The organism is Lentzea sp. (genome assembly GCF_035525475.1).
Lineage (GTDB): Bacteria > Actinomycetota > Actinomycetes > Mycobacteriales > Pseudonocardiaceae > Lentzea.
Genome location: NZ_DATLEC010000006.1, coordinates 1 through 18,063, shown reverse-complemented (window position 1 = coordinate 18,063; position 18,063 = coordinate 1). Strand labels below are relative to the sequence as shown.

Annotated in this window: 16 protein-coding genes and 2 pseudogenes; 11 read left to right on the top strand and 7 right to left on the bottom strand. The window is 70.3% G+C overall.

Features of this window, described 5'->3' with window-relative positions:
• Positions 1 to 2 precede the first annotated feature (2 nt).
• Both hisS and VM306_RS00800 read left to right on the top strand, forming a co-directional pair.
• Positions 3 to 1,253, top strand: a pseudogene (hisS, locus tag VM306_RS00805) (histidine--tRNA ligase); the annotation flags it as partial.
• A gap of 65 nt (positions 1,254 to 1,318) precedes the next feature.
• Positions 1,319 to 1,963: a hypothetical protein gene (locus tag VM306_RS00800; protein WP_325510236.1), complete on the top strand. Its 645-nt coding sequence runs from the start codon at positions 1,319 to 1,321 to the stop codon at positions 1,961 to 1,963.
• 19 nt (positions 1,964 to 1,982) lie between these two features.
• On the opposite strand, the gene VM306_RS00795 is transcribed toward VM306_RS00800, so the two are convergent.
• Positions 1,983 to 2,819, bottom strand: a complete 837-nt coding sequence (locus tag VM306_RS00795) for a fused MFS/spermidine synthase (protein WP_325510235.1) — start codon at positions 2,817 to 2,819, stop codon at positions 1,983 to 1,985.
• A 47-nt stretch (positions 2,820 to 2,866) separates the two neighbouring features.
• Between VM306_RS00795 and VM306_RS00790 the strand changes: the two genes are divergently transcribed.
• The gene (locus tag VM306_RS00790; RefSeq protein ID WP_325510234.1) at positions 2,867 to 3,220 is read left to right on the top strand and encodes a DUF1304 domain-containing protein; all 354 of its coding nucleotides are present in this window, start codon (positions 2,867 to 2,869) and stop codon (positions 3,218 to 3,220) included.
• Here the strand turns inward: VM306_RS00790 and VM306_RS00785 are convergent.
• From VM306_RS00785 to pnuC, 3 genes are read right to left on the bottom strand one after another with little or no spacing between them, the layout of a single operon-like run.
• Positions 3,141 to 4,526 carry a YibE/F family protein gene (locus VM306_RS00785; protein WP_325510233.1) on the bottom strand — a complete coding sequence of 462 codons (1,386 nt, stop codon included), beginning with the start codon at positions 4,524 to 4,526 and terminating at the stop codon, positions 3,141 to 3,143. The genes VM306_RS00790 and VM306_RS00785 overlap by 80 nt on opposite strands.
• Positions 4,504 to 5,565, bottom strand: a complete 1,062-nt coding sequence (locus VM306_RS00780) for an AAA family ATPase (RefSeq protein WP_325510232.1) — start codon at positions 5,563 to 5,565, stop codon at positions 4,504 to 4,506. The genes VM306_RS00785 and VM306_RS00780 overlap by 23 nt, the downstream gene beginning before the upstream one ends.
• Positions 5,562 to 6,134 carry a nicotinamide riboside transporter PnuC gene (gene pnuC / locus VM306_RS00775; RefSeq protein ID WP_325510231.1) on the bottom strand — a complete coding sequence of 191 codons (573 nt, stop codon included), beginning with the start codon at positions 6,132 to 6,134 and terminating at the stop codon, positions 5,562 to 5,564. The genes VM306_RS00780 and pnuC overlap by 4 nt, the downstream gene beginning before the upstream one ends.
• 45 nt (positions 6,135 to 6,179) lie before the next feature.
• On the opposite strand from pnuC, the gene VM306_RS00770 reads away from it, so the two are divergent.
• Positions 6,180 to 8,147, top strand: a complete 1,968-nt coding sequence (locus VM306_RS00770) for an intein-containing Rv2578c family radical SAM protein (RefSeq protein ID WP_325510230.1) — start codon at positions 6,180 to 6,182, stop codon at positions 8,145 to 8,147.
• On the opposite strand, the gene VM306_RS00765 is transcribed toward VM306_RS00770, so the two are convergent.
• Genes VM306_RS00765 through VM306_RS00755 form a run of 3 tightly spaced genes read right to left on the bottom strand, consistent with a single transcriptional unit; the run spans position 8,134 to position 9,770 of the window.
• Positions 8,134 to 8,661, bottom strand: a complete 528-nt coding sequence (locus VM306_RS00765) for a DUF4865 family protein (RefSeq protein WP_325510229.1) — start codon at positions 8,659 to 8,661, stop codon at positions 8,134 to 8,136. The two genes, VM306_RS00770 and VM306_RS00765, sit on opposite strands and share 14 nt — an antisense overlap.
• 13 nt (positions 8,662 to 8,674) lie before the next feature.
• Positions 8,675 to 9,019 carry a nuclear transport factor 2 family protein gene (locus VM306_RS00760; RefSeq protein WP_325510228.1) on the bottom strand — a complete coding sequence of 115 codons (345 nt, stop codon included), beginning with the start codon at positions 9,017 to 9,019 and terminating at the stop codon, positions 8,675 to 8,677.
• Positions 9,020 to 9,038: 19 nt separating this feature from the next.
• Positions 9,039 to 9,770, bottom strand: coding sequence for a putative protein N(5)-glutamine methyltransferase (locus VM306_RS00755; RefSeq protein WP_325510227.1), 732 nt, complete (start codon positions 9,768 to 9,770; stop codon positions 9,039 to 9,041).
• A 125-nt stretch (positions 9,771 to 9,895) separates the two neighbouring features.
• Between VM306_RS00755 and VM306_RS00750 the strand changes: the two genes are divergently transcribed.
• The 7 genes and pseudogenes from VM306_RS00750 to VM306_RS00720 all read left to right on the top strand — a co-directional run.
• A complete protein-coding gene (locus VM306_RS00750) occupies positions 9,896 to 10,423 on the top strand; it encodes a TetR/AcrR family transcriptional regulator (protein ID WP_414672306.1) in 528 nt (175 codons plus the stop codon).
• Positions 10,420 to 11,151, top strand: a complete 732-nt coding sequence (locus VM306_RS00745; RefSeq protein WP_325510224.1) for a TIGR03084 family metal-binding protein — start codon at positions 10,420 to 10,422, stop codon at positions 11,149 to 11,151. The genes VM306_RS00750 and VM306_RS00745 overlap by 4 nt, the downstream gene beginning before the upstream one ends.
• Positions 11,148 to 12,670, top strand: a pseudogene (locus VM306_RS00740) (acyclic terpene utilization AtuA family protein). Before VM306_RS00745 ends, VM306_RS00740 begins: the two are co-directional and overlap by 4 nt.
• Entirely contained in the window at positions 12,667 to 13,779 is a 1,113-nt protein-coding gene (locus VM306_RS00735; protein WP_325510222.1) for an acyl-CoA dehydrogenase family protein, read from the top strand. Before VM306_RS00740 ends, VM306_RS00735 begins: the two are co-directional and overlap by 4 nt.
• On the top strand, positions 13,779 to 15,329 hold the full coding sequence (locus VM306_RS00730; RefSeq protein WP_325510220.1) for an acyl-CoA carboxylase subunit beta: 1,551 nt from the start codon (positions 13,779 to 13,781) through the stop codon (positions 15,327 to 15,329). Before VM306_RS00735 ends, VM306_RS00730 begins: the two co-directional genes overlap by 1 nt.
• Positions 15,330 to 15,334: 5 nt before the next feature.
• Positions 15,335 to 17,167 carry a biotin carboxylase N-terminal domain-containing protein gene (locus VM306_RS00725; protein WP_325510218.1) on the top strand — a complete coding sequence of 611 codons (1,833 nt, stop codon included), beginning with the start codon at positions 15,335 to 15,337 and terminating at the stop codon, positions 17,165 to 17,167.
• Positions 17,164 to 18,063: acyl-CoA dehydrogenase family protein (locus VM306_RS00720; protein ID WP_325510216.1), on the top strand; the 900-nt coding region annotated here is incomplete at its 3' end. The genes VM306_RS00725 and VM306_RS00720, both read left to right, overlap by 4 nt.

The following is an 18,063-nucleotide window of genomic DNA, read 5'->3' as shown; positions in this document are numbered from 1 at the left end:
ACGTGTTTTCCGCACCCAAAGGCGTTCCCGACTACATCCCGCCGACGTCCGCCGCTTTCACGCACGTCCGGTCGACGCTGACCCGTGCCGCCGAGCTCGCGGGCTACGGCTACGTCGAGCTGCCGGTCTTCGAGGACACGGCGCTCTTCTCGCGCGGCGTCGGCGAGTCGACCGACGTCGTGACGAAGGAGATGTACACCTTCCTCGACCGCGGCGACCGCTCCATCACGCTGCGCCCCGAGGGCACCGCGGGCGTGATGCGGGCCGTGATCGAGCACAGCCTCGACCGCGGCTCGTTGCCGGTGAAGCTCTACTACGCGGGCCAGTTCTTCCGCGCGGAGGCGCCGCAGGCCGGCCGGTACCGCCAGTTCCACCAGGTGGGCATCGAGGCGATCGGCGTCGACGACCCGGCACTGGACGCCGAGGTGATCGCCGTCGGCGACGCGGGGTTCCGCGCGCTGGGGCTCACCGGGTACCGGCTGGAGCTGACGTCCCTGGGCGACGCGAACTGCCGCCCGGCGTACCGGTCGCTGCTGCAGGCGTTCCTCGCGGAGCTGCCGCTCGACGAGCCGACCCGGCAGCGCGCCGAGCTGAACCCGTTGCGCGTGCTCGACGACAAGCGCCCCGAGGTGCGCGCGCTCGTCGCCGAGGCGCCGCTGATGGTGGACCACCTGTGCGACGCGTGCCGTGAGCACTACGAGCTCGTCAAGGGGTACCTGACCGAGCTGGGCGTGAAGTTCGTCGAGAACCCGCGCATGGTCCGCGGCCTCGACTACTACACGAAGACGACGTTCGAGTTCGTGCACGACGGTCTCGGCGCGCAGTCGGGCATCGGCGGCGGCGGTCGCTACGACGGCCTGATGGAGCAGCTCGGCGGCCAGTCGCTGTCCGGCGTGGGCTTCGGTCTCGGCGTCGACCGGGCGCTGCTCGCGGCGCAGGCCGAGGGCGTGCTGCCGGAGTTCTCGCGCGTCGACGTGATCGGCGTGCCGCTGGGCGAGGCCGCGCGTGCCCGGATGGTCGCCGTGGCCGGCGCGTTGCGCGCGGCCGGTGTCCGCACGGACCTGGTGTACGGCGGGCGGTCGATGAAGGCGGGCTTCAAGGCCGCCGACAAGTCCGGCGCGAAGCTGGCCCTGGTGCTCGGCGAGCGCGACCTGGAAGCCGGCACCGTGGGGATGAAGACCCTCGCGACCGGCGAGCAGGTCACCGTTCCGCTGGCCGACGTGGTCTCGTCCGTGCGGAACGCGCTGACGCCTCCGGACATCGCGGACGTGGTGCCGGGCGGCGTCGAGGCGCTGGCGTCGGACGTGACGGAGACAAGGTGAGCGACGACGAGTCCGCAGGCGGCGACAAGCTCGTCCTCGACCTGCTGGACAAGGCGACGGTCCGCAAGCGTGCGCGCATGGTGGCGATCGGCGGCATCATGGTCGCCCTCGCCTTCGGCGCGATCGTGGGCCTGATCGGCGGCCGCTGGCCCGGCGTCATCGCCGGGGCGATCGTGGCGGTGCCGGTGATCCTGCTGGCGCTGTCCGAGGCCCGCCGCACGGTGTGGCTGGAGGGCACGACCGTCCACGTCCGCGCGTTCGGCACCCGCACGGTGGACCTCGCCGTCGCCGACGACCTCGACCTGCTGGTCACCGACCTGCGCGGGGCCAGGACCGTCGGCCTGCTCGTGCGCGGCGGCAAGAAGGCGATCAACATCGCGCTGTCGATGTACGCGGGCACCGGCGGCCGCGAGCTGGGCATCTACCAGCTCCGCCGGCTCGCCGACGCCCTCGCGGCGCGCGGCGACACACCAGGCCTGGTGTTCTCGGAGCTGCTCGTGGCCCAGCTGAGGGCCGAGGCCCGCGGGCTGGCGGCGGCGGAACGGCCGCTGTACCGGCTGGGGTCGCTGGCGCCCGCGGGACGGATGGCGCAGAAGCTCCACCCGGACGCGGTGTCGAAGTTCGTGACGTCGCTGGACTGAGCTCAGGTTTCCCCGGAACTCAGGTCCCCCAGAGGCCGGACGGCGGCGCGGGGGACAGGGTGGCGGTCGCGTCGGTGGTCACCGGCGCGCCGCCGATGAACTTCGTCAGCCCCGTGCCGTGTTCGAGGCGGCCGGGGAACGGGTCGCCGGCCGTGGCGCGGGTCAGCTGCTGCAGCGGTAAACCGTTGTGCGAGGCCATGATCACGAAGTTGCCGAAGCGGCGGCCGCGGAACACGCCCGGCTCGGCCAGCACGCAGACGTGCTCGAACACCGCGCGCACGGTCGCGCATTGGGACCGTGCGAACTGCAGGCCGTTGCCGTCGCCGATGTTCGCCGCGTAGATGCCGTCGCCGGCCAGTGCGGCCGATGCCTGGCGCACGTACTCCACCGACGTCAGGTGCGCGGGGGTGCGGGCGCCGGCGAAGCAGTCCGAGACGATCAGGTCGAACGAGCCGGGACGCATCCGCGCCAGCACCGCGCGGGCGTCGCCTGTGGTGATCTTCACTCGCGGGGGCGGCGGGAGCTCGCGGCGCAGGAAGGAGATCAGGCCCGCGTCGATCTCCGCCACCTGTTGAGACGCACGAGGCAACAGGTTCGCCACGTAGCGAGCTAGCGTGAGGGCGCCACCGCCCAGGTGGAGAACACGCGAAGGCGCGGTGAGATCGACGAGGTGGCCCAGGCGCCGGACGTACTCGAACTCCAGGTAGGACGGGTCGTCCAGGTCCACATGCGACTGCGGGGTCCCGTTGACCCGCAACGTCCACGAGTCGCGACCACCGAGGTCGGGAACCAGTTCGGCGACACCGGAGTCGATCGACTCGGTGATCGCCTCTGTGCCGGGCCGCTGTCTTCCCACTGCTCTATTGTCTCACCGCGTGTGTCAGCTTTGAGGAGGAACCCGAGTTGCAGGTCATCGCAGGCGTTCTGCTCGCCCTGGTGGCGTTGATCCACATCTACATCGTCGTGCTCGAGATGTTCCTGTGGACCACGCCGCGCTCGCAGAAGGCGTTCGGCATCACGGCCGAGTTCGCGCAGGAGTCCAAGGCGCTCGCCGCGAACCAGGGCCTCTACAACGGCTTCCTCGCCGCCGGCCTGATCTACGCGTTGGTCCGCCAGGACTTCGGCGCCTCCGTGCTCTTCACGGTGTTCGTGATCGTCGCCGGCGTCTACGGCACGTTCACGGCGAGCCGGAAGATCTTCTTCGTGCAGGTGGTGCCGGGCGTGCTGGCGCTGCTCTTCGTGCTCTTGGCTCGCTAGGGCGTTCCCACGGCCCCTTGTCGGGGTCGTAGCCGGTGAAGAGGTCGCCCTCGAAGCGCGTGGGCCGGGGCTTGGCGGGCCTCGCGCGCTTCACGGTCTTCGGCTCGGGTGTCGAAGGTTCGGGTTCCGAGGGCTGGGGAGAGGCGGGGGCGACCTCCTGGCGCACGGCGACGAGCGCGGCCAGCGCCGTCGTCACCGGGATCGCCGCCACCAGGCCGATGCTGCCGACCAGCGTCCGCACGATCTCCTGCGCGATCTGCTGCGCTGTCAGGATCTCGCCCATCGACCGCCCGGCCAGCGAGATCGCCAGCAGCAACGGCAGCGCGGCGCCCGCGTAGGCCATCACGAGCGTGTTCACCACGGACGACATGTGGTCGCGGCCGATGCGCGACCCGGCCGCGAACAGCTCGCGCCACGTCAGCTCGTCGTTGGCCCGCCGCAGCTCCCAGACGGCGCTGGTCTGCGTCACCGTCACGTCGTCGAGCACGCCCAGCGCGCCGATCAGGGTGCCCGCGAGCAGCAGCCCGCGCGTGTCGATGCCGGTGCCGAGCACGGTGACGAGGTTGATCGTGTCCTCGTCGAGGCCGGTCAGCCTCGACAGCGCCGAGAACAGCGCGCCCAGCACGCCGATCAGCGCGAGGCTGACCAACGTTCCCAGCACGGCGGTGGACGTGCGCGCGGAGATCCCGTGCGTCAGGTAGAGCACCACGAACATGATCAGGCCGGCGCCGGCCACCGCGACCATCAGCGGGTTCTGGCCCGCGAGGATCGACGGCATGATGAACAGCACCAGCACCACGAAGCTCAGCAGCAACGCGCCCAGCGCCGCGAGGCCCTGCCACCGCCCGAGCAGCAGCACGGCGGCCGCGAAGAGCAGCGCGAGCACGACGAGCGACCAGCCGCGCTGGAAGTCGACGATCTGGTACGACTCGGCGGCCTGCGGCTGGCTGCCCGAGTAGGACAGCACGACCTCGTCGCCGACCTGGAACCGCGGCGCGCCGGGACCGTCGACGCTCGGGATCGTGACGCTCTGCCCGCTCGCGTCGCCGTCGGTCATCTTCACGGTCACCGCGACGCACTTCTCGCCGCAGTTGGCCTGCACACCGGTGACGACGGCCTCGACCGGTTTCTGGTGCAGCCCGATGTCCGCCCCGGTCTTCTGCTCGTGCCCGAACGGGTAGAGCAGCGCCGCGCCCACGATCGTGGCCAGCGCCAACGGCACCAGCAGCCACATCAGCAACGTGCGAACGCGCTCCGACGCAGGCTCGTCGTTCAGCGCGTGGCTATGCCCGTGACCGTGACCCACGCGCGACATCCTGCCGCATGAGGTGTTCGACCGCCGTGATGGCCGTCGTGACCCGGTCCTCCGTGACTTTGAGCCACGGCACACCGCGCTGGGTGAGCTCGCGTTCGAACAGCCCGGTCATCCACTCGCGCAGGTGTTCGCCGTCCCGCCAGCCGTCCTGTTCGAACGGGACGCCGACGTGGTCGGTCAGCAGGTAGAGGTCCGGTTCGGTGCCCTGGAAGACCTCCGGGCGGAAGCCGAGGTAGCGCTCTCCCCAGACCGTCGCGGCGAACGCGTCGTTGTCGGCGATCGTCAGCGGTGCCGTCGAGTCCCGGATGCGGCGTTCCTGTTCGCGGGCCACGTCCTCGAAGTCGCCGAGCGTCCACACCAGACCGTCCACCGTGGCGTCCGGGTCGAACGCCCGTGCGGCGGCGAGCTTGTGCTCGGTGTGCTCACGGCCGTACTCGGCTATCCAGGGCGCCCCGAAGTGCGAGGCGAGCTGTGTGGACAGTGTCGTCGTACCCGTGCTCTCGGCGCCGACGACCACCACCTTCCAGCCGAGCCCGCGCTGGGTCGCGGGCGCCAGGTGGTGCCAGTTCGCGACGGGATCGGTCCGCACCGCCGTGCCGGAGACCGGGTGCGTGAAGCGGTCGAGGTCGACGAGCACGTGCTGCGCGCCGAGCCGCCGGGCCAGTTCGTCGCCGTACTTCTCGCTGGAGAACACGACGTCGACCGGGGCCTGCGACGGGTCGCCGTCCGCGATGGCGCGACGGGCGAGGACGGCGCGGGTCAGTGCGACGTGCAGGTCCCAGATCTCGTCGGAGTCGAAGTCCATCGGGTGGTCGTCGAGGTCGCCGACGATCCGCACGCCGGGTGCCGCCGCGTGCGTCTCGGTCAGCCAGCGCACGCGGTGGTCGAGCGGGAGGGTCTCGGAGGACGCCGCGAGCACGGTGACGGTGGTGCGTTCGCTCCGGGAGGCCGCCGTCTCGATGAGGTGGTGGTGCCCGTTGTGCGGCGGGTAGAACTTGCCGAGCACGAGAGCGTGGCCGAACTCCTTCACGCCGGCACCTCGTCGTTCTTCACGTCCTTCGTCCAACTGCGCAACCCGATCACGCACAGCACCATGAACCCCACGTACAACACTGCTGTCAAATAGAGCTCCTTGTACGCGTACAGCGGCACGTAGATGACGTCCGCCGCGATCCACAGCCACCAGCACTCGACCTTCTTGCGCGCCTGCCCCCAGGTCGCGAGCAGCGACAGCACCGTCGTGACGGCGTCCCAGAAGGGCACTGTGGACTCGGTGAACGACACGAGAACCCAGTGCAGCACACCGGTTCCGAGCACGCCCGCGACCGCGAGCCAGCGCCACTGCGGGGTCGTGGTGCGGCTGACGTGCAGCGTCGTGCGCCGTTCGCCGCCGCGGACCCACGCCCACCAGCCGTAGACCGCGAGCACCACGTACACGACCTGCAGCCCGGAGTCCGCGTACAGCCCGCTGGTCCAGAACAGCACGAGGAACGCGATGTTGTTGGCGATGCCGATGGGCCAGTTCCAGGGGTTTTGCCTGGCGACCAGCCATACGCACAGTGCTCCGGTGATGAAGCCTGCAACCTCAACGGGTGACACGGACGCTCCTTGACCACTCTTCGAACATGTGTTCGAATCGATGTCGTGCGATGGGACGGGCAAAAACTCGAGGCAGAGCCGCAGCAGGCGCTACCAGGACTGGTGCGCAGCGTACGAACTCCTGAGTTCGCGGACGTGGTGTTCCACGAGGTCCGCGCCAAATCCGTGCTCAACGGGGTGCCGGGGTCGTCGCTGCCCTTTTCGTGGACCGTGAACCCGTATCGGGGGTGCTCGCACGCCTGCACCTACTGTCTGGCCGGTGACACGCCGGTCCTCATGGGCAACGGTCGCACGAAACCGTTGTCCGAGCTGAGGGAGGGCGATGAGATCTACGGCACCGAGCTCGTCGGCAACTACCGGCGCTACAAGCTCACGACCGTTGTCGCGCACTGGGAGACGCGCAAGGACGCCTACCGGCTGACGCTGGAGGACGGCACGTCGGTGGTCGCGTCCGGTGACCACCGCTTCCTGACCGACCGCGGCTGGAAGCACGTGACGGGCGAGACCGCGGGAACGGGCCGGCGTCCACATCTGACGACCGGCAACAAGCTGATGGGCACGGGGGCTTTCGTCGAGCAGCCCGCCGTGACCGACGACTACCGCCGCGGGTACCTGCGCGGCATGGTCGACGACGAGAACGAGTTCCGGATCCCGTTGGCCGACATAGAGGCCATGGACCGCACACAGGAGTACCTCGACTACTTCGGTGTGCGAGAAGGGAGGGGATTTCTGCACCAGGTGCGCGAGCTCGCGCACTGGCAGATAGCCCCGAACCCCGACTGGCTCAAGGGATTCCTGGCCGGCGCGTTCGACTACCTCGGGACCTGCTCGCGCAGCATCCTCCGGTTGTCGTCGCGCAACGCCACCGTCATCGAGGCGATCGTGCTGGCGCTCAAGCACTTCCACTTCGACTTCGCGATCGAGGAGCTGCGCCGCCGTCGTGGAGTGCGGGTCGTGCGCCTGCGTGGCGGGCTGCGGGAGAACCTCCGCTTCTTCCACACCGTCGACCCGGCGATCACCCGCAAGCGCGACATCGACGGCGTGGCGATCAAGTCGCAGCAGCCGCTCGGCGTCGTGTCCGTCGAACCGCTGGGGGAGATGACGCTCTACGACATCTCGACCGGCACCGGGGACTTCATCGCGAACGGCGTGGTGTCGCACAACTGCTTCGCCCGCAAGACGCACTCGTACCTGGACCTCGACACCGGCGAGGACTTCGACACCCAGCTGATCGTCAAGGTCAACGCCGGGGAGGTGCTGTCGCGCCAGCTGCGGTCCTCGAAGTGGAAGCAGGAACACGTCGCGCTGGGCACCAACACCGATCCCTACCAGCGGGCGGAGGGGCGGTACGCCTTGATGCCGGGGATCATCGAGGCCCTCACCGCCTCCCGCACGCCCTTCTCGATCCTGACGAAGGGAACGCTGCTGGCGCGTGACCTGCCGTTGCTGTCGGCCGCGGCGGAGGTCGTGCCGGTCGGGATCGCCGTGTCGCTGGCGTTGATGGACCGGGACCTGCACAAGTCGCTGGAGCCCGGGACGCCGACGCCCGCCGCCCGGCTGGAGCTGGTGCGGAAGGTGCGGGACGCCGGGTTGCCGTGCGGGGTCTTCGTGGCCCCCGTGCTGCCCGAGCTGACGGATTCCGCCGAGCAGCTGGACTTCCTGCTGGAGCAGATCGCGGCCGCCGGTGCCACGGGCGTGACGGTGCTGCCGTTGCACCTGCGTCCGGGAGCGAAGGAGTGGTTCGCCGCGTGGTTGCGGCGGGAGCACCCCGACCTCGTGGAGACCTACCGGTACCTCTACGGCCGGGGGGCCTACGTGGACAGGCGGTACCGCGCGCGGCTGGCGGCGCGGGTCCTCCCGCTGATCGAGAAGCACGGCCTGGCACCGCGGGGGCGTCCGGCCGGCGCCGTCACCGGTGTGCCCGGTGACGACGACGGCGTGTGGCCCGACGGCAGCCTGCCGGTGGGTGTGCCGGCACCGCGGGTGGACCAGGAACAGCTCACCCTGCTGTGATCTCTCCGAGCTCCGGCTCGGAGAAGTGGAGGACCTCGTAGACACCCTCTTCCCCGGGGTGTTCCTCCCACAGTGCGAAGCGCACGACTTCCCACGTGCGCGGATCGACGCCGACGGCCGCCGAGTGCAGGCCGGGCGCCTTCTCCAGCTCGATCTTCCCCACGACGTCGATCGGGTTCGCCTCGGGTGCGAGCCTGGTGATCGTCCGTGTCGCGTACTTCGCCGTGGCCGCGTCGCCCCGCAGGAACGCCACCCCCGGCCAGTGCTGGACCACCGGCCGGCCGAAGTCGGCCAGGATGGCCTGGAAACCCCCGCCGCGGTACAGGAAGTTCGCCATCCCCGCCGACGTGTTCCACACGTAGAACGGCGCGTACTGCGTGCCGCGGACCAGGAACGCCTTGAACCCCAGGCCTTCGAAGGCATCCATCGCGTGACCGCGGGTGCGGACCCGGTCACGGATGATCTCCATGTCGTAGTTCGACGGCAGGGTGATCTCGTACTGCATTGCGATCATGCTTCAGTTGTACCTAAGCCCAGCCGCCCTGGGCCATCGTCTGGAACTTCCACTCGCCGCCGACCCTGGTGAGCAGGTCGCCGTAGCGGACCGTGATCCCGTTGATCGTGCCGTCGGTGATCACGAAGACCAGGTTGTCGTTGAGGAAGTGCGGTGTCCTGGTGGACTCCATCCGCACGTCGCCGCCGAGCTGCGCTCCCATCTCCCGCAGGAACGTCTCGCGGTCCCACGACGTCGCCGAGCCGTCGGTGACCGTGTTGACCGGGAACAGCGCCATGTCGGCCATCGCCTCGACGTCGCCCCGAACCGCGAGCGCGTCCCACTTCTCGAACCACTGCATGATCTCGTCGTACGCCATACCGTACATTGTACGGAAGTCAGGCGCCGCCGACCACCGCCGTGGTGTCGTCGCTGGTCACGAGCTTGGCGTCGAGTCCTGCGGCGGTGAAGGCGGCGAGTGCGGCGGGCGCCTGGCGTTCGCTGGTCTCGCTCATCAGGTGCCCGCCGGGGCGCAGCCAGGTCTTCGCCTGGGCCGCCACGCGCCGCATGACCTCCAGGCCGTCCGCGCCGCCGTCGAGGGCCACCCGTGCCTCGTGGTCGCGGGCTTCGGTGGGCATGAACCGGATGTCGTCGGTCGGCACGTACGGCACGTTGGCGACCACGACGTCGATGTGTCCCTTGAGGTGTGAGGGGAGCGCGTCGAACAGATCGCCCTCGAACACGTCGGTCAGATTCTTGCGGGCGCACTCGACGGCCGCCGGGTCGATGTCGGCCGCGTAGATCGCGGCGTCCGGCAACCTGTGCCGCAAAACCGCGCCCACCGCGCCGGAGCCGCAGCACATGTCGACGACGACGCCGGGCTTCAGTTCGGTCGCCAGGTCGACCAGCAGTTCGGTGCGGTGGCGCGGCACGAAGACGCCCCTGGTGACCACGATCCGCTGCCCGCAGAACATCGCCCAGCCCACGACGTGTTCCAGCGGCAGGCCGTCGACCCGTTGCCCGACCATCTCTTCGAGGTGCCGGTCGTCGGTGGCTGCTTCGTGCAGCAGTGCGGCCTCTTCCTCGGCGAACACGCAGCCGGCGGCCCTCAGTCTCTCCACTGTGCTCATCGGGGCGGACGGTACTCGCGACATTTACAAGCAGGCTTGACTGTTTGTTTGTGTGGCGGAACACTCGGGGTGTGGAGACGAGGCAGCGCCAGGCCGACCGCACCCGCGAGACCAAGCGGAAGCTCATGGAGGCGACGGTCGAGTGCCTGGTGGAACGCGGCTGGTCGGGCACCACGACGACCGAGGTGGCCGAACGGGCCGGGGTGTCGCGGGGTGCGCAGCTGCACCACTTCAGGACGCGCGGCGAGCTCGTCGCGGCCGCCGTGGAGCACGTGGGCGCGGAGAGCATCGAGGCGCTCAAGCGGCGCGCGGAGACCGCAGGGAAGAGCACGCAGGCCGTGGTCGAGCTGATTGCGGACTTCCACGCCAGCGACCTGTTCACCGCGGCGCTGGAGCTGTGGGTGGCCGCGCGGACGGACCCCGAGCTGCGCGAGCAGGTCGTGGAACTGCAGGCGCGCCTCGGCCGTGAGGTGTACGGCCTGGCCCTGGAGCTGCTCGACGTCGACGACACCAGGCCGGGTGTGAAGGACGCGGTGCAGGCAACCCTTGATCTCGTGCGCGGGCTGGCGCTCGCCAACCAGCTCGCCGATGACGCCAAGCGCCGGGCGCACGTCGTGCGCTACTGGGCGCGGATGCTGGAGGAACAGCTGTGATCACGGAACTGCTGGCCGACCTGGACGCCGAGTCGCGCGAGCTCGACGAGCTGGTGGCCGGCGCCGACTGGACGCTGCCCACGCCCGCGCGGGGCTGGACGATCGCGCACCAGATCGGTCATCTCATGTGGACGGACAAGGCGGCGGTCCTCGCGATCACCGACCCCGAGGCGTTCCAGGCCCAGCCGCTCGCGGGCGACATCGTGGACCGGACGGCGGCCGAGGCGGCGGCGATGCCGGACCTGCTGGAGATGTGGCGCGACAGCCGTGCGGCGCTTCAGGAGCACCTCGCCGCGGCGTCCGGGAAGATCCTGTGGTTCGGGCCGCCGATGAGCCCGGCGTCGATGGCGACCGCGCGGATCATGGAGACCTGGGCGCACGGGCAGGACGTCGCGGACGCCCTCGGCGTGGTGCGGGAGCCGACCGCGCGCCTGAAGCACGTCTGCCACCTCGGTGTGCGGACGATCGGGTTCGCCTTCCTGCTCAACGGCAAGGCGGTGCCGGACGTCCCCGTGCGGGTCGAGCTGACCGCGCCGGGCGGCGAGCTGTGGACGTGGGGGCCGCAGGACGCGGAGAACCGGATCTCCGGGCCCGCGCTGGACTTCGCGTGGCTCGTGACGCAGCGGCGCAACCGCGACGAGCTGGCGATCGAGGCCGGCGGGCCGGTGGCCCGGGAGTGGGTGCCGATCGCACAGGCCTTCGCCGGGCCTCCCGGCGGTGGCCGGTGATCCGGATCGGCAACGCCTCCGGGTTCTACGGCGACCGGTTGTCCGCGGTGCGCGAGCAGCTGGAAGGCGGTGATCTCGACGTCCTGACCGGTGACTACCTCGCCGAGCTGACCATGCTGATCCTCGGCCGCGACCGGATGAAGGACGCGTCGCTGGGCTACGCCAAGACGTTCCTGCGGCAGATGGAGGACTGCCTGGCGCTGGCGCTCGACAAGGGCGTCAGGATCGTCACCAACGCCGGCGGGCTGAACCCCGAGGGACTCGCGCGCAAGCTCGGGGCCAAGGTCGGGTACGTCACGGGCGACGACCTCAAGGCGCGGTTCCCGGAAGCGTTGACCGCCAACGCCTATCTCGGCGCGTGGGAGATCGCGGAGTGCCTGGGCCAGGGCGCCCAGGTCGTCGTCACCGGGCGGGTCACCGACGCGAGCCTCGTCGTGGGGCCGGCGGCGGCGCACTTCGGGTGGGCGCGCGACGACTGGGACCGGCTGGCCGGCGCCACGGTCGCGGGCCACGTGCTGGAGTGCGGGACGCAGGCCACGGGCGGGAACTACTCGTTCTTCACCGAGATCGACGCGACCAGGCCGGGGTTCCCGATCGCGGAGATCGACGAGGACGGGTCCTGCCTGGTCACCAAGCACGACGGGACGGGCGGCGCGGTCACCGTCGACACCGTCACGGCACAGCTGCTGTACGAGATCGGCGCGCCGGAGTACCTCGGGCCGGACGTCACGACGCACTTCGACACGATCCGGCTGGACGAGGACCCGAGGGGTGTGCGGATCAGCGGCACCAGGGGGAGCCCGCCGCCGGACACGCTCAAGGTGTGCCTGAACACGCTGGGCGGCTTCCGGAACTCCACGACGTTCGTCCTCACAGGACTCGACGTGGAGCAGAAGGCCGCGCTGGTGAAGCGGCAGCTGCACGACGCCATCGGTGACGAGGGTCTGACGTGGACGCTGGCGCGCACCGACCAGCCGGACGCGGCGACCGAGGAGCAGGCCAGCGCGTTGCTGCACGTGACGATCAAGACGGCGGACCCCCAGCGCGCCAAGGGGTTCAGCAGGGCCGCGATCGAGCTGGCGCTGGCGAGCTATCCCGGGTTCCACGTCACGGCGCCGCCGGGCGACGGGACGCCGTTCGGCGTGTACAGGGCGGCGTACGTGCACCGCGACGAGGTCAGTGCCGAGGCGGTGGTGCTGTGAAGCGGCCATTGGGGACGATCGCCGGTGCGCGCAGCGGCGACAAGGGCGGGGACGCGAACCTCGGCGTGTGGGTGCGCGGCGACGAGGCCTACGAGTGGCTCCACGGCTTTCTGACGGCCGACAGGCTCAAGGAGCTGCTGCCGGAGGCCGGCGAGGTCAGCCGGTACGAGCTGCCGAACCTCAGGGCGCTCAACTTCGTCCTGCACGGACTGCTGGGCGACGGGGTGGCGAGCAGCACGCGGTTCGACCCGCAGGCGAAGGCGCTCGGCGAGTGGGTGCGCGCCAGGGAAGTCGAGATCCCGGAGGAGCTCCTGTGATCACGAGGGATCTGTACGAGCGCAAGGAGCTGCGGGAGCTCGTCCGCGACTTCACCCTCAGGGAGGTCGTGCCGCACCTCGACCGGTGGGAACGCGACGGTGAGGTGCCGCGGGAGCTGCACCGCAAGGCGGCGGAGCTCGACCTGCTGGGCATCGGCTTCGAGCACGGCGACCTGCTCGACACGGTCGTGCTGACCGAGGAGGTCATCCAGAACGGTGGCTCGTCCGGGCTGATGGCGGCGTTGTTCACGCTCGGCATCGCCGTCCCGCACATCTGGCAGAGCGGCGACGAGGACCTGAAGGACCGGTTCGCGAGGCCCGCCATCCGCGGCGAGAAGATCGGCAGCCTGGCCGTCACCGAGCCCGGCGCCGGGTCGGACGTCGCGGCGATCAGGACCACCGCGGTCAGGGACGGCGACCACTACGTCGTCAACGGCACGAAGACGTTCATCACCTCCGGCTGCCGGGCCGACTTCGTCACGACGGCGGTCAGGACGGGGGAGCAGGGCTACCAGGGCATCTCGCTGCTCGTGGTCGAGGACGGGTTCACCCGCCGCAGGCTCGACAAGATGGGCTGGCACTGCAGCGACACCGCCGAGCTGCACTTCGACGACGTGCGGGTGCCCACGGAGAACCTGGTGGGCGAGGAGAACCAGGGCTTCGTGCAGATCATGCGGCAGTTCCAGGTCGAGCGGGTCACCATGGCCGTTCAGGCCTACGCGACGGCGCAACGGGCGCTGGACCTCACCGTCGAGTGGGTCCGCAACCGCGAGACGTTCGGCAAGCCCCTGGTCAAACGCCAGGTGGTGAGCCACCGGCTCGCCGGGATGGCGCAGCGGATCGACCTGGCGCGGACCTACACGCGGGAGGTCGCCGCACGGGTCGACCGCGGCGAGGACTGCGTCACCGAGGTCTGCTTCGCGAAGAACGCCGCCGTCGAGGCCTGTTCCGAGGTCGTCGACGCGGCGGTGCAGCTGCACGGCGGCATGGGCTACATGCGGGAGTCCGAAGTGGAGCGTCACTACCGGGACGCCCGCATCCTCGGCATCGGGGGCGGGGCGAGTGAAGTGATGACCGAGCTCGCGGCACGACGATTGGGGTTCGCCTGATGGGCAACAGGGAGGCGCTGCTCGCGAAGATCGCGCAGCTGGACGCCGAGCACGCCAAGGCTCTCGCGGGAGGCGGGCCGAAGTACGTCGAGCGGCACCACAGGCGCGGCAAGCTGCTGGCCCGCGAACGGGTCGAGCTGCTGGTCGACGAGGACAGCCCGTTCCTGGAGCTGTCGCCGCTGGCCGCGTGGGGCACGGACTTCCCGGTCGGCGCGTCCGTCGTCACGGGCATCGGGCGCGTCGAAGGCGTCGAGTGCGTGATCGTCGCGAACGACCCGACCGTGCGCGGTGGCTCGTCGAACCCGTACACGCTCCGCAAGTCCCTGCGCGCCAACGACATCGCGCTGCAGAACCGGCTGCCGCTGGTCAGCCTGGTCGAGTCCGGCGGAGCGGACCTGCCCACGCAGAGCGAGATCTTCATCCCCGGCGGCCGGGCGTTCCGCGATCTGACGCGACTCAGCGCAGCGGGCATCCCGACGGTCACGGCGGTGTTCGGCAACGCGACGGCCGGCGGTGCGTACGTGCCGGGCATGTCCGACTACGTGATCATGGTCAAGGACCGGTCGAAGGTGTTCCTCGGCGGTCCGCCGCTGGTCAAGATGGCGACCGGCGAGGAAGCGGACGACGAGTCGCTGGGCGGCGCGATGATGCACGGCGCCACGTCCGGGCTCGCGGACTTCGTGGCGGAGGACGAGACCGACGCGATCCGGCTGGCGCGCAGGGTCGTCGCGCGGCTGAACTGGCGCAAGCTCGGGCCCGATCCGACGCCGGTGGAGGAGCCGCTGTTCGACGCCGAGAGCATCCTGGACATCGTCTCCGAGGACCAGCGGGTGCCGTTCGACCCGCGTGACGTGATAGCGCGGCTCGTCGACGGTTCCGAGTTCGACGAGTTCAAACCGTTGTACGGCACCAGCCTCGTCACGGGGTGGGCGCGGATCCACGGCTATCCGGTCGGCATCCTCGCCAACGCGCGCGGCGTGCTGTTCAGCGAGGAGTCGCAGAAGGCCACGCAGTTCATCCAGCTGGCCAACCAGAGCGACACCCCGCTGGTCTTCCTGCAGAACACCACGGGGTACATGGTCGGCGCGCAGTACGAGCAGGGCGGCATCGTCAAGCACGGCTCGATGATGATCAACGCCGTGTCGAACAGCCGCGTGCCGCACCTGACGATCACGATGGGCGCGTCGTACGGCGCCGGCAACTACGGCATGTGCGGCAGGGCGTACGACCCGCGGTTCCTCTTCACCTGGCCCAACGCCAAGTCGGCCGTCATGGGACCCGCGCAGCTCGCCGGTGTGCTCTCGATCGTCGGACGACAGGCCGCGGCGGCGAAGGGGCAGGATTACAACGAGGAGCACGACGCTGCCATGCGCACGATGGTGGAGGCGCAGATCGAGGAGCAGTCGCTGGCGCCGTTCCTGTCGGGGAAGCTCTACGACGACGGCGTGATCGACCCGCGCGACACCAGGACCGTGCTCGCCCTCTGCCTCTCCGCTGTCCACAGCGGACCGATCAAGGGCGCCGACGGCTTCGGCGTCTTCCGGATGTGAGCGTCATGATCAAGACACTCCTGATCGCCAACCGCGGCGAGATCGCCCGCCGGATCATCCGCACCTGCCAGGACGACGGCATCCGCACGGTGGCCGTGTTCTCCGACCCCGACGCGGACTCGCCGCACGTCCGGGAGGCCGACTTCGCTGTCCGGCTGCCCGGTGCGTCGCCCGCCGAGACCTACCTGCGCGCCGACCTGCTCGTCGAGGCGGCGGTCAGGGCCGGTGCGGACGCCGTGCACCCCGGCTACGGCTTCCTGAGCGAGAACGCGGGCTTCGCCCGTGCCGTGGGCGCGGCGGGCCTCACGTGGGTCGGTCCCGCGCCGGAGGCGATCGAGGCGATGGGCTCGAAGGTCGCCGCGAAGAAGCGCATGGCGGCCGCGGGCGTGCCCACGCTGCCCGAGCTGGACCCGGAGACCGTCACCGAGTTCCCGGTGATGGTCAAGGCGTCGGCCGGCGGTGGCGGGCGCGGCATGCGGATCGTGCGGGAGAAGGGCGAGTTCGAACGGGAACTGGCCAGTGCGCGGCGCGAGGCCGAGTCGGCGTTCGGTGACCCGACGGTGTTCTGCGAGCCGTTGCTGGAGCAGGCGCGGCACGTCGAGGTGCAGATCCTCGCCGACGCGCACGGCACGGTCTGGGCGCTCGGCGAACGCGAGTGCTCGATCCAGCGCAGGCACCAGAAGATCGTCGAGGAGTCGCCGAGCCCGGCGGTCGACGACGAGGTCCGCGAGCGCCTGTTCGCCGCCGCCGTCGCCGCGGCCGAGTCGATCGGCTACGTCGGCGCCGGCACCGTCGAGTTCATGCTGAAGGGAGCGGACTTCCACTTCCTGGAGGTCAACACGCGCCTGCAGGTCGAGCACCCGGTCACCGAACTGGTGCACGGCGTGGACCTGGTCGAGTGGCAGCTGCGGATCGCCGAGGGCGCAAGGCTTCCGCGCGAGGTGCCGCAACCGCGGGGCCACGCGATCGAGGTCCGGCTCTACGCCGAGGACCCCGCGAACGACTGGCGGCCGGCGAGCGGCACGCTGCACCGGTTCCACGTGCCCGGTGACGTCCGGCTGGACAGCGGTGTCGAGGACGGGTCTGTCGTCTCGGTGCACTACGACCCCATGCTGGCCAAGGTGATCGCGTACGCGCCGACTCGCCGTGCCGCCGCGCGCAAGCTCGCGACGGCGCTGGAGAGTGCTCAGATCCACGGCCTGGTCACGAACCGCCGGTTGCTCGTGGGCGTCCTGCGCAACGACGCTTTCCTCGACGGCGACACGCACACCGGGTTCCTCGCCGAGCACGACCTCACCCGGACGATCGACCCGCACCCGTTCGCGCTCGCCGCGGCACTCGCCTCCGCCGCCACCCGCAAGGCCGGGAACCTGCCGCTGGGGTGGCGCAACGTGCGGTCGCAGCAGCCGAAGGCGAGGTTCCTGTTCGGCGAGGAGCCGATCGAGGTCGAGTACGACCCCGCGCAGGCCACTCCCGGCGTGGTCGTCCTGGACCTCGACGGGGTGCGCGTTCCGTTCCACGTCTCCCGGTACGGCGATCTGGTCGAGGTCGACTCGCCGCGCGGGTCCGTGTCGTTGAAGGTCGTGCCGCGGTTCCCCGAACCGGAGACCGGGCTCGCGCCGGGCGCGACCGTCGCCCCGATGCCCGGAACCGTGGTCAGGGTGGCGGTGCGGCAGGGCGATGTGGTCGAGGCCGGTGCCGAGTTGCTGGTGCTGGAAGCCATGAAGATGGAACACCGCGTGCTCGCGACCAGCGCGGGCACCGTCACCGAGCTCCTCGTCGAACGGGCGCAGCAGGTCGACGCCGGCGACGTGCTGGCCGTAGTGGAGGAATCGTGAGCTTCGTCGAGTCCGAAGAGCGGATCGCGCTGCGCAGGGCCGTCTCCGAGTTCGGCGCGAAGTACGGCACCGGGTACTTCACCGCCAAGGCCCGGTCGGGGGAGAAGACCACCGAGCTGTGGGAGGAAGCGGGCAAGCTCGGCTACCTCGGCGTGGCCGTGCCCGAGGAGTACGGCGGCGGTGGTGGTGGCATCGGCGATCTCGCGGCGGTGTGCGAGGAGCTGGCGGCGGCGGGATGCCCGTTGCTGCTCATGGTGGTCTCGCCGGCGATCTGCGCGACGGTGATCGCGCGGTTCGGCACGGACGAGCAGAAGTCGAAGTGGCTGCCCGGTTTCGCGGACGGCACGCTGAAGATGGCGTTCGCGATCACCGAGCCGGACGCGGGGTCCAACGCGCACAAGCTGAAGACGAGCGTCCGCCGCGACGGCGACGACTGGGTCCTCGAGGGCACCAAGACCTACATCTCCGGCGTCGACGAGGCCAGCCACGTGCTCGTGGTGGCCCGCACCGAGGACGCGAAGACCGGCAATCTCAAGCCGGCATTGTTCCTGGTGCCGACCGACGCGGAGGGCTTCACGTACAGCGAGATCGACATGGGGCTCCGGTCGCCGGAGAAGCAGTTCACGCTGTTCTTCGACGACGTGCGACTGCCGGCCGAGACGCTGATCGGCAGCGAGGACGCCGGGATCGACCAGCTCTTCGCCGGGCTCAACCCCGAGCGCATCATGGGCGCCGCGTTCGCGACCGGCACGGCCCGGCTGGCGCTGGCCAAGGCCACCGAGTACGCCAAGGAGCGTCAGGTCTGGAAGGCGCCCATCGGTTCGCACCAAGCCATTGCCCACCCACTGGCGCAGACCTACATCGAGATCGAGATGGCGCGGCTCATGACGCAGAAG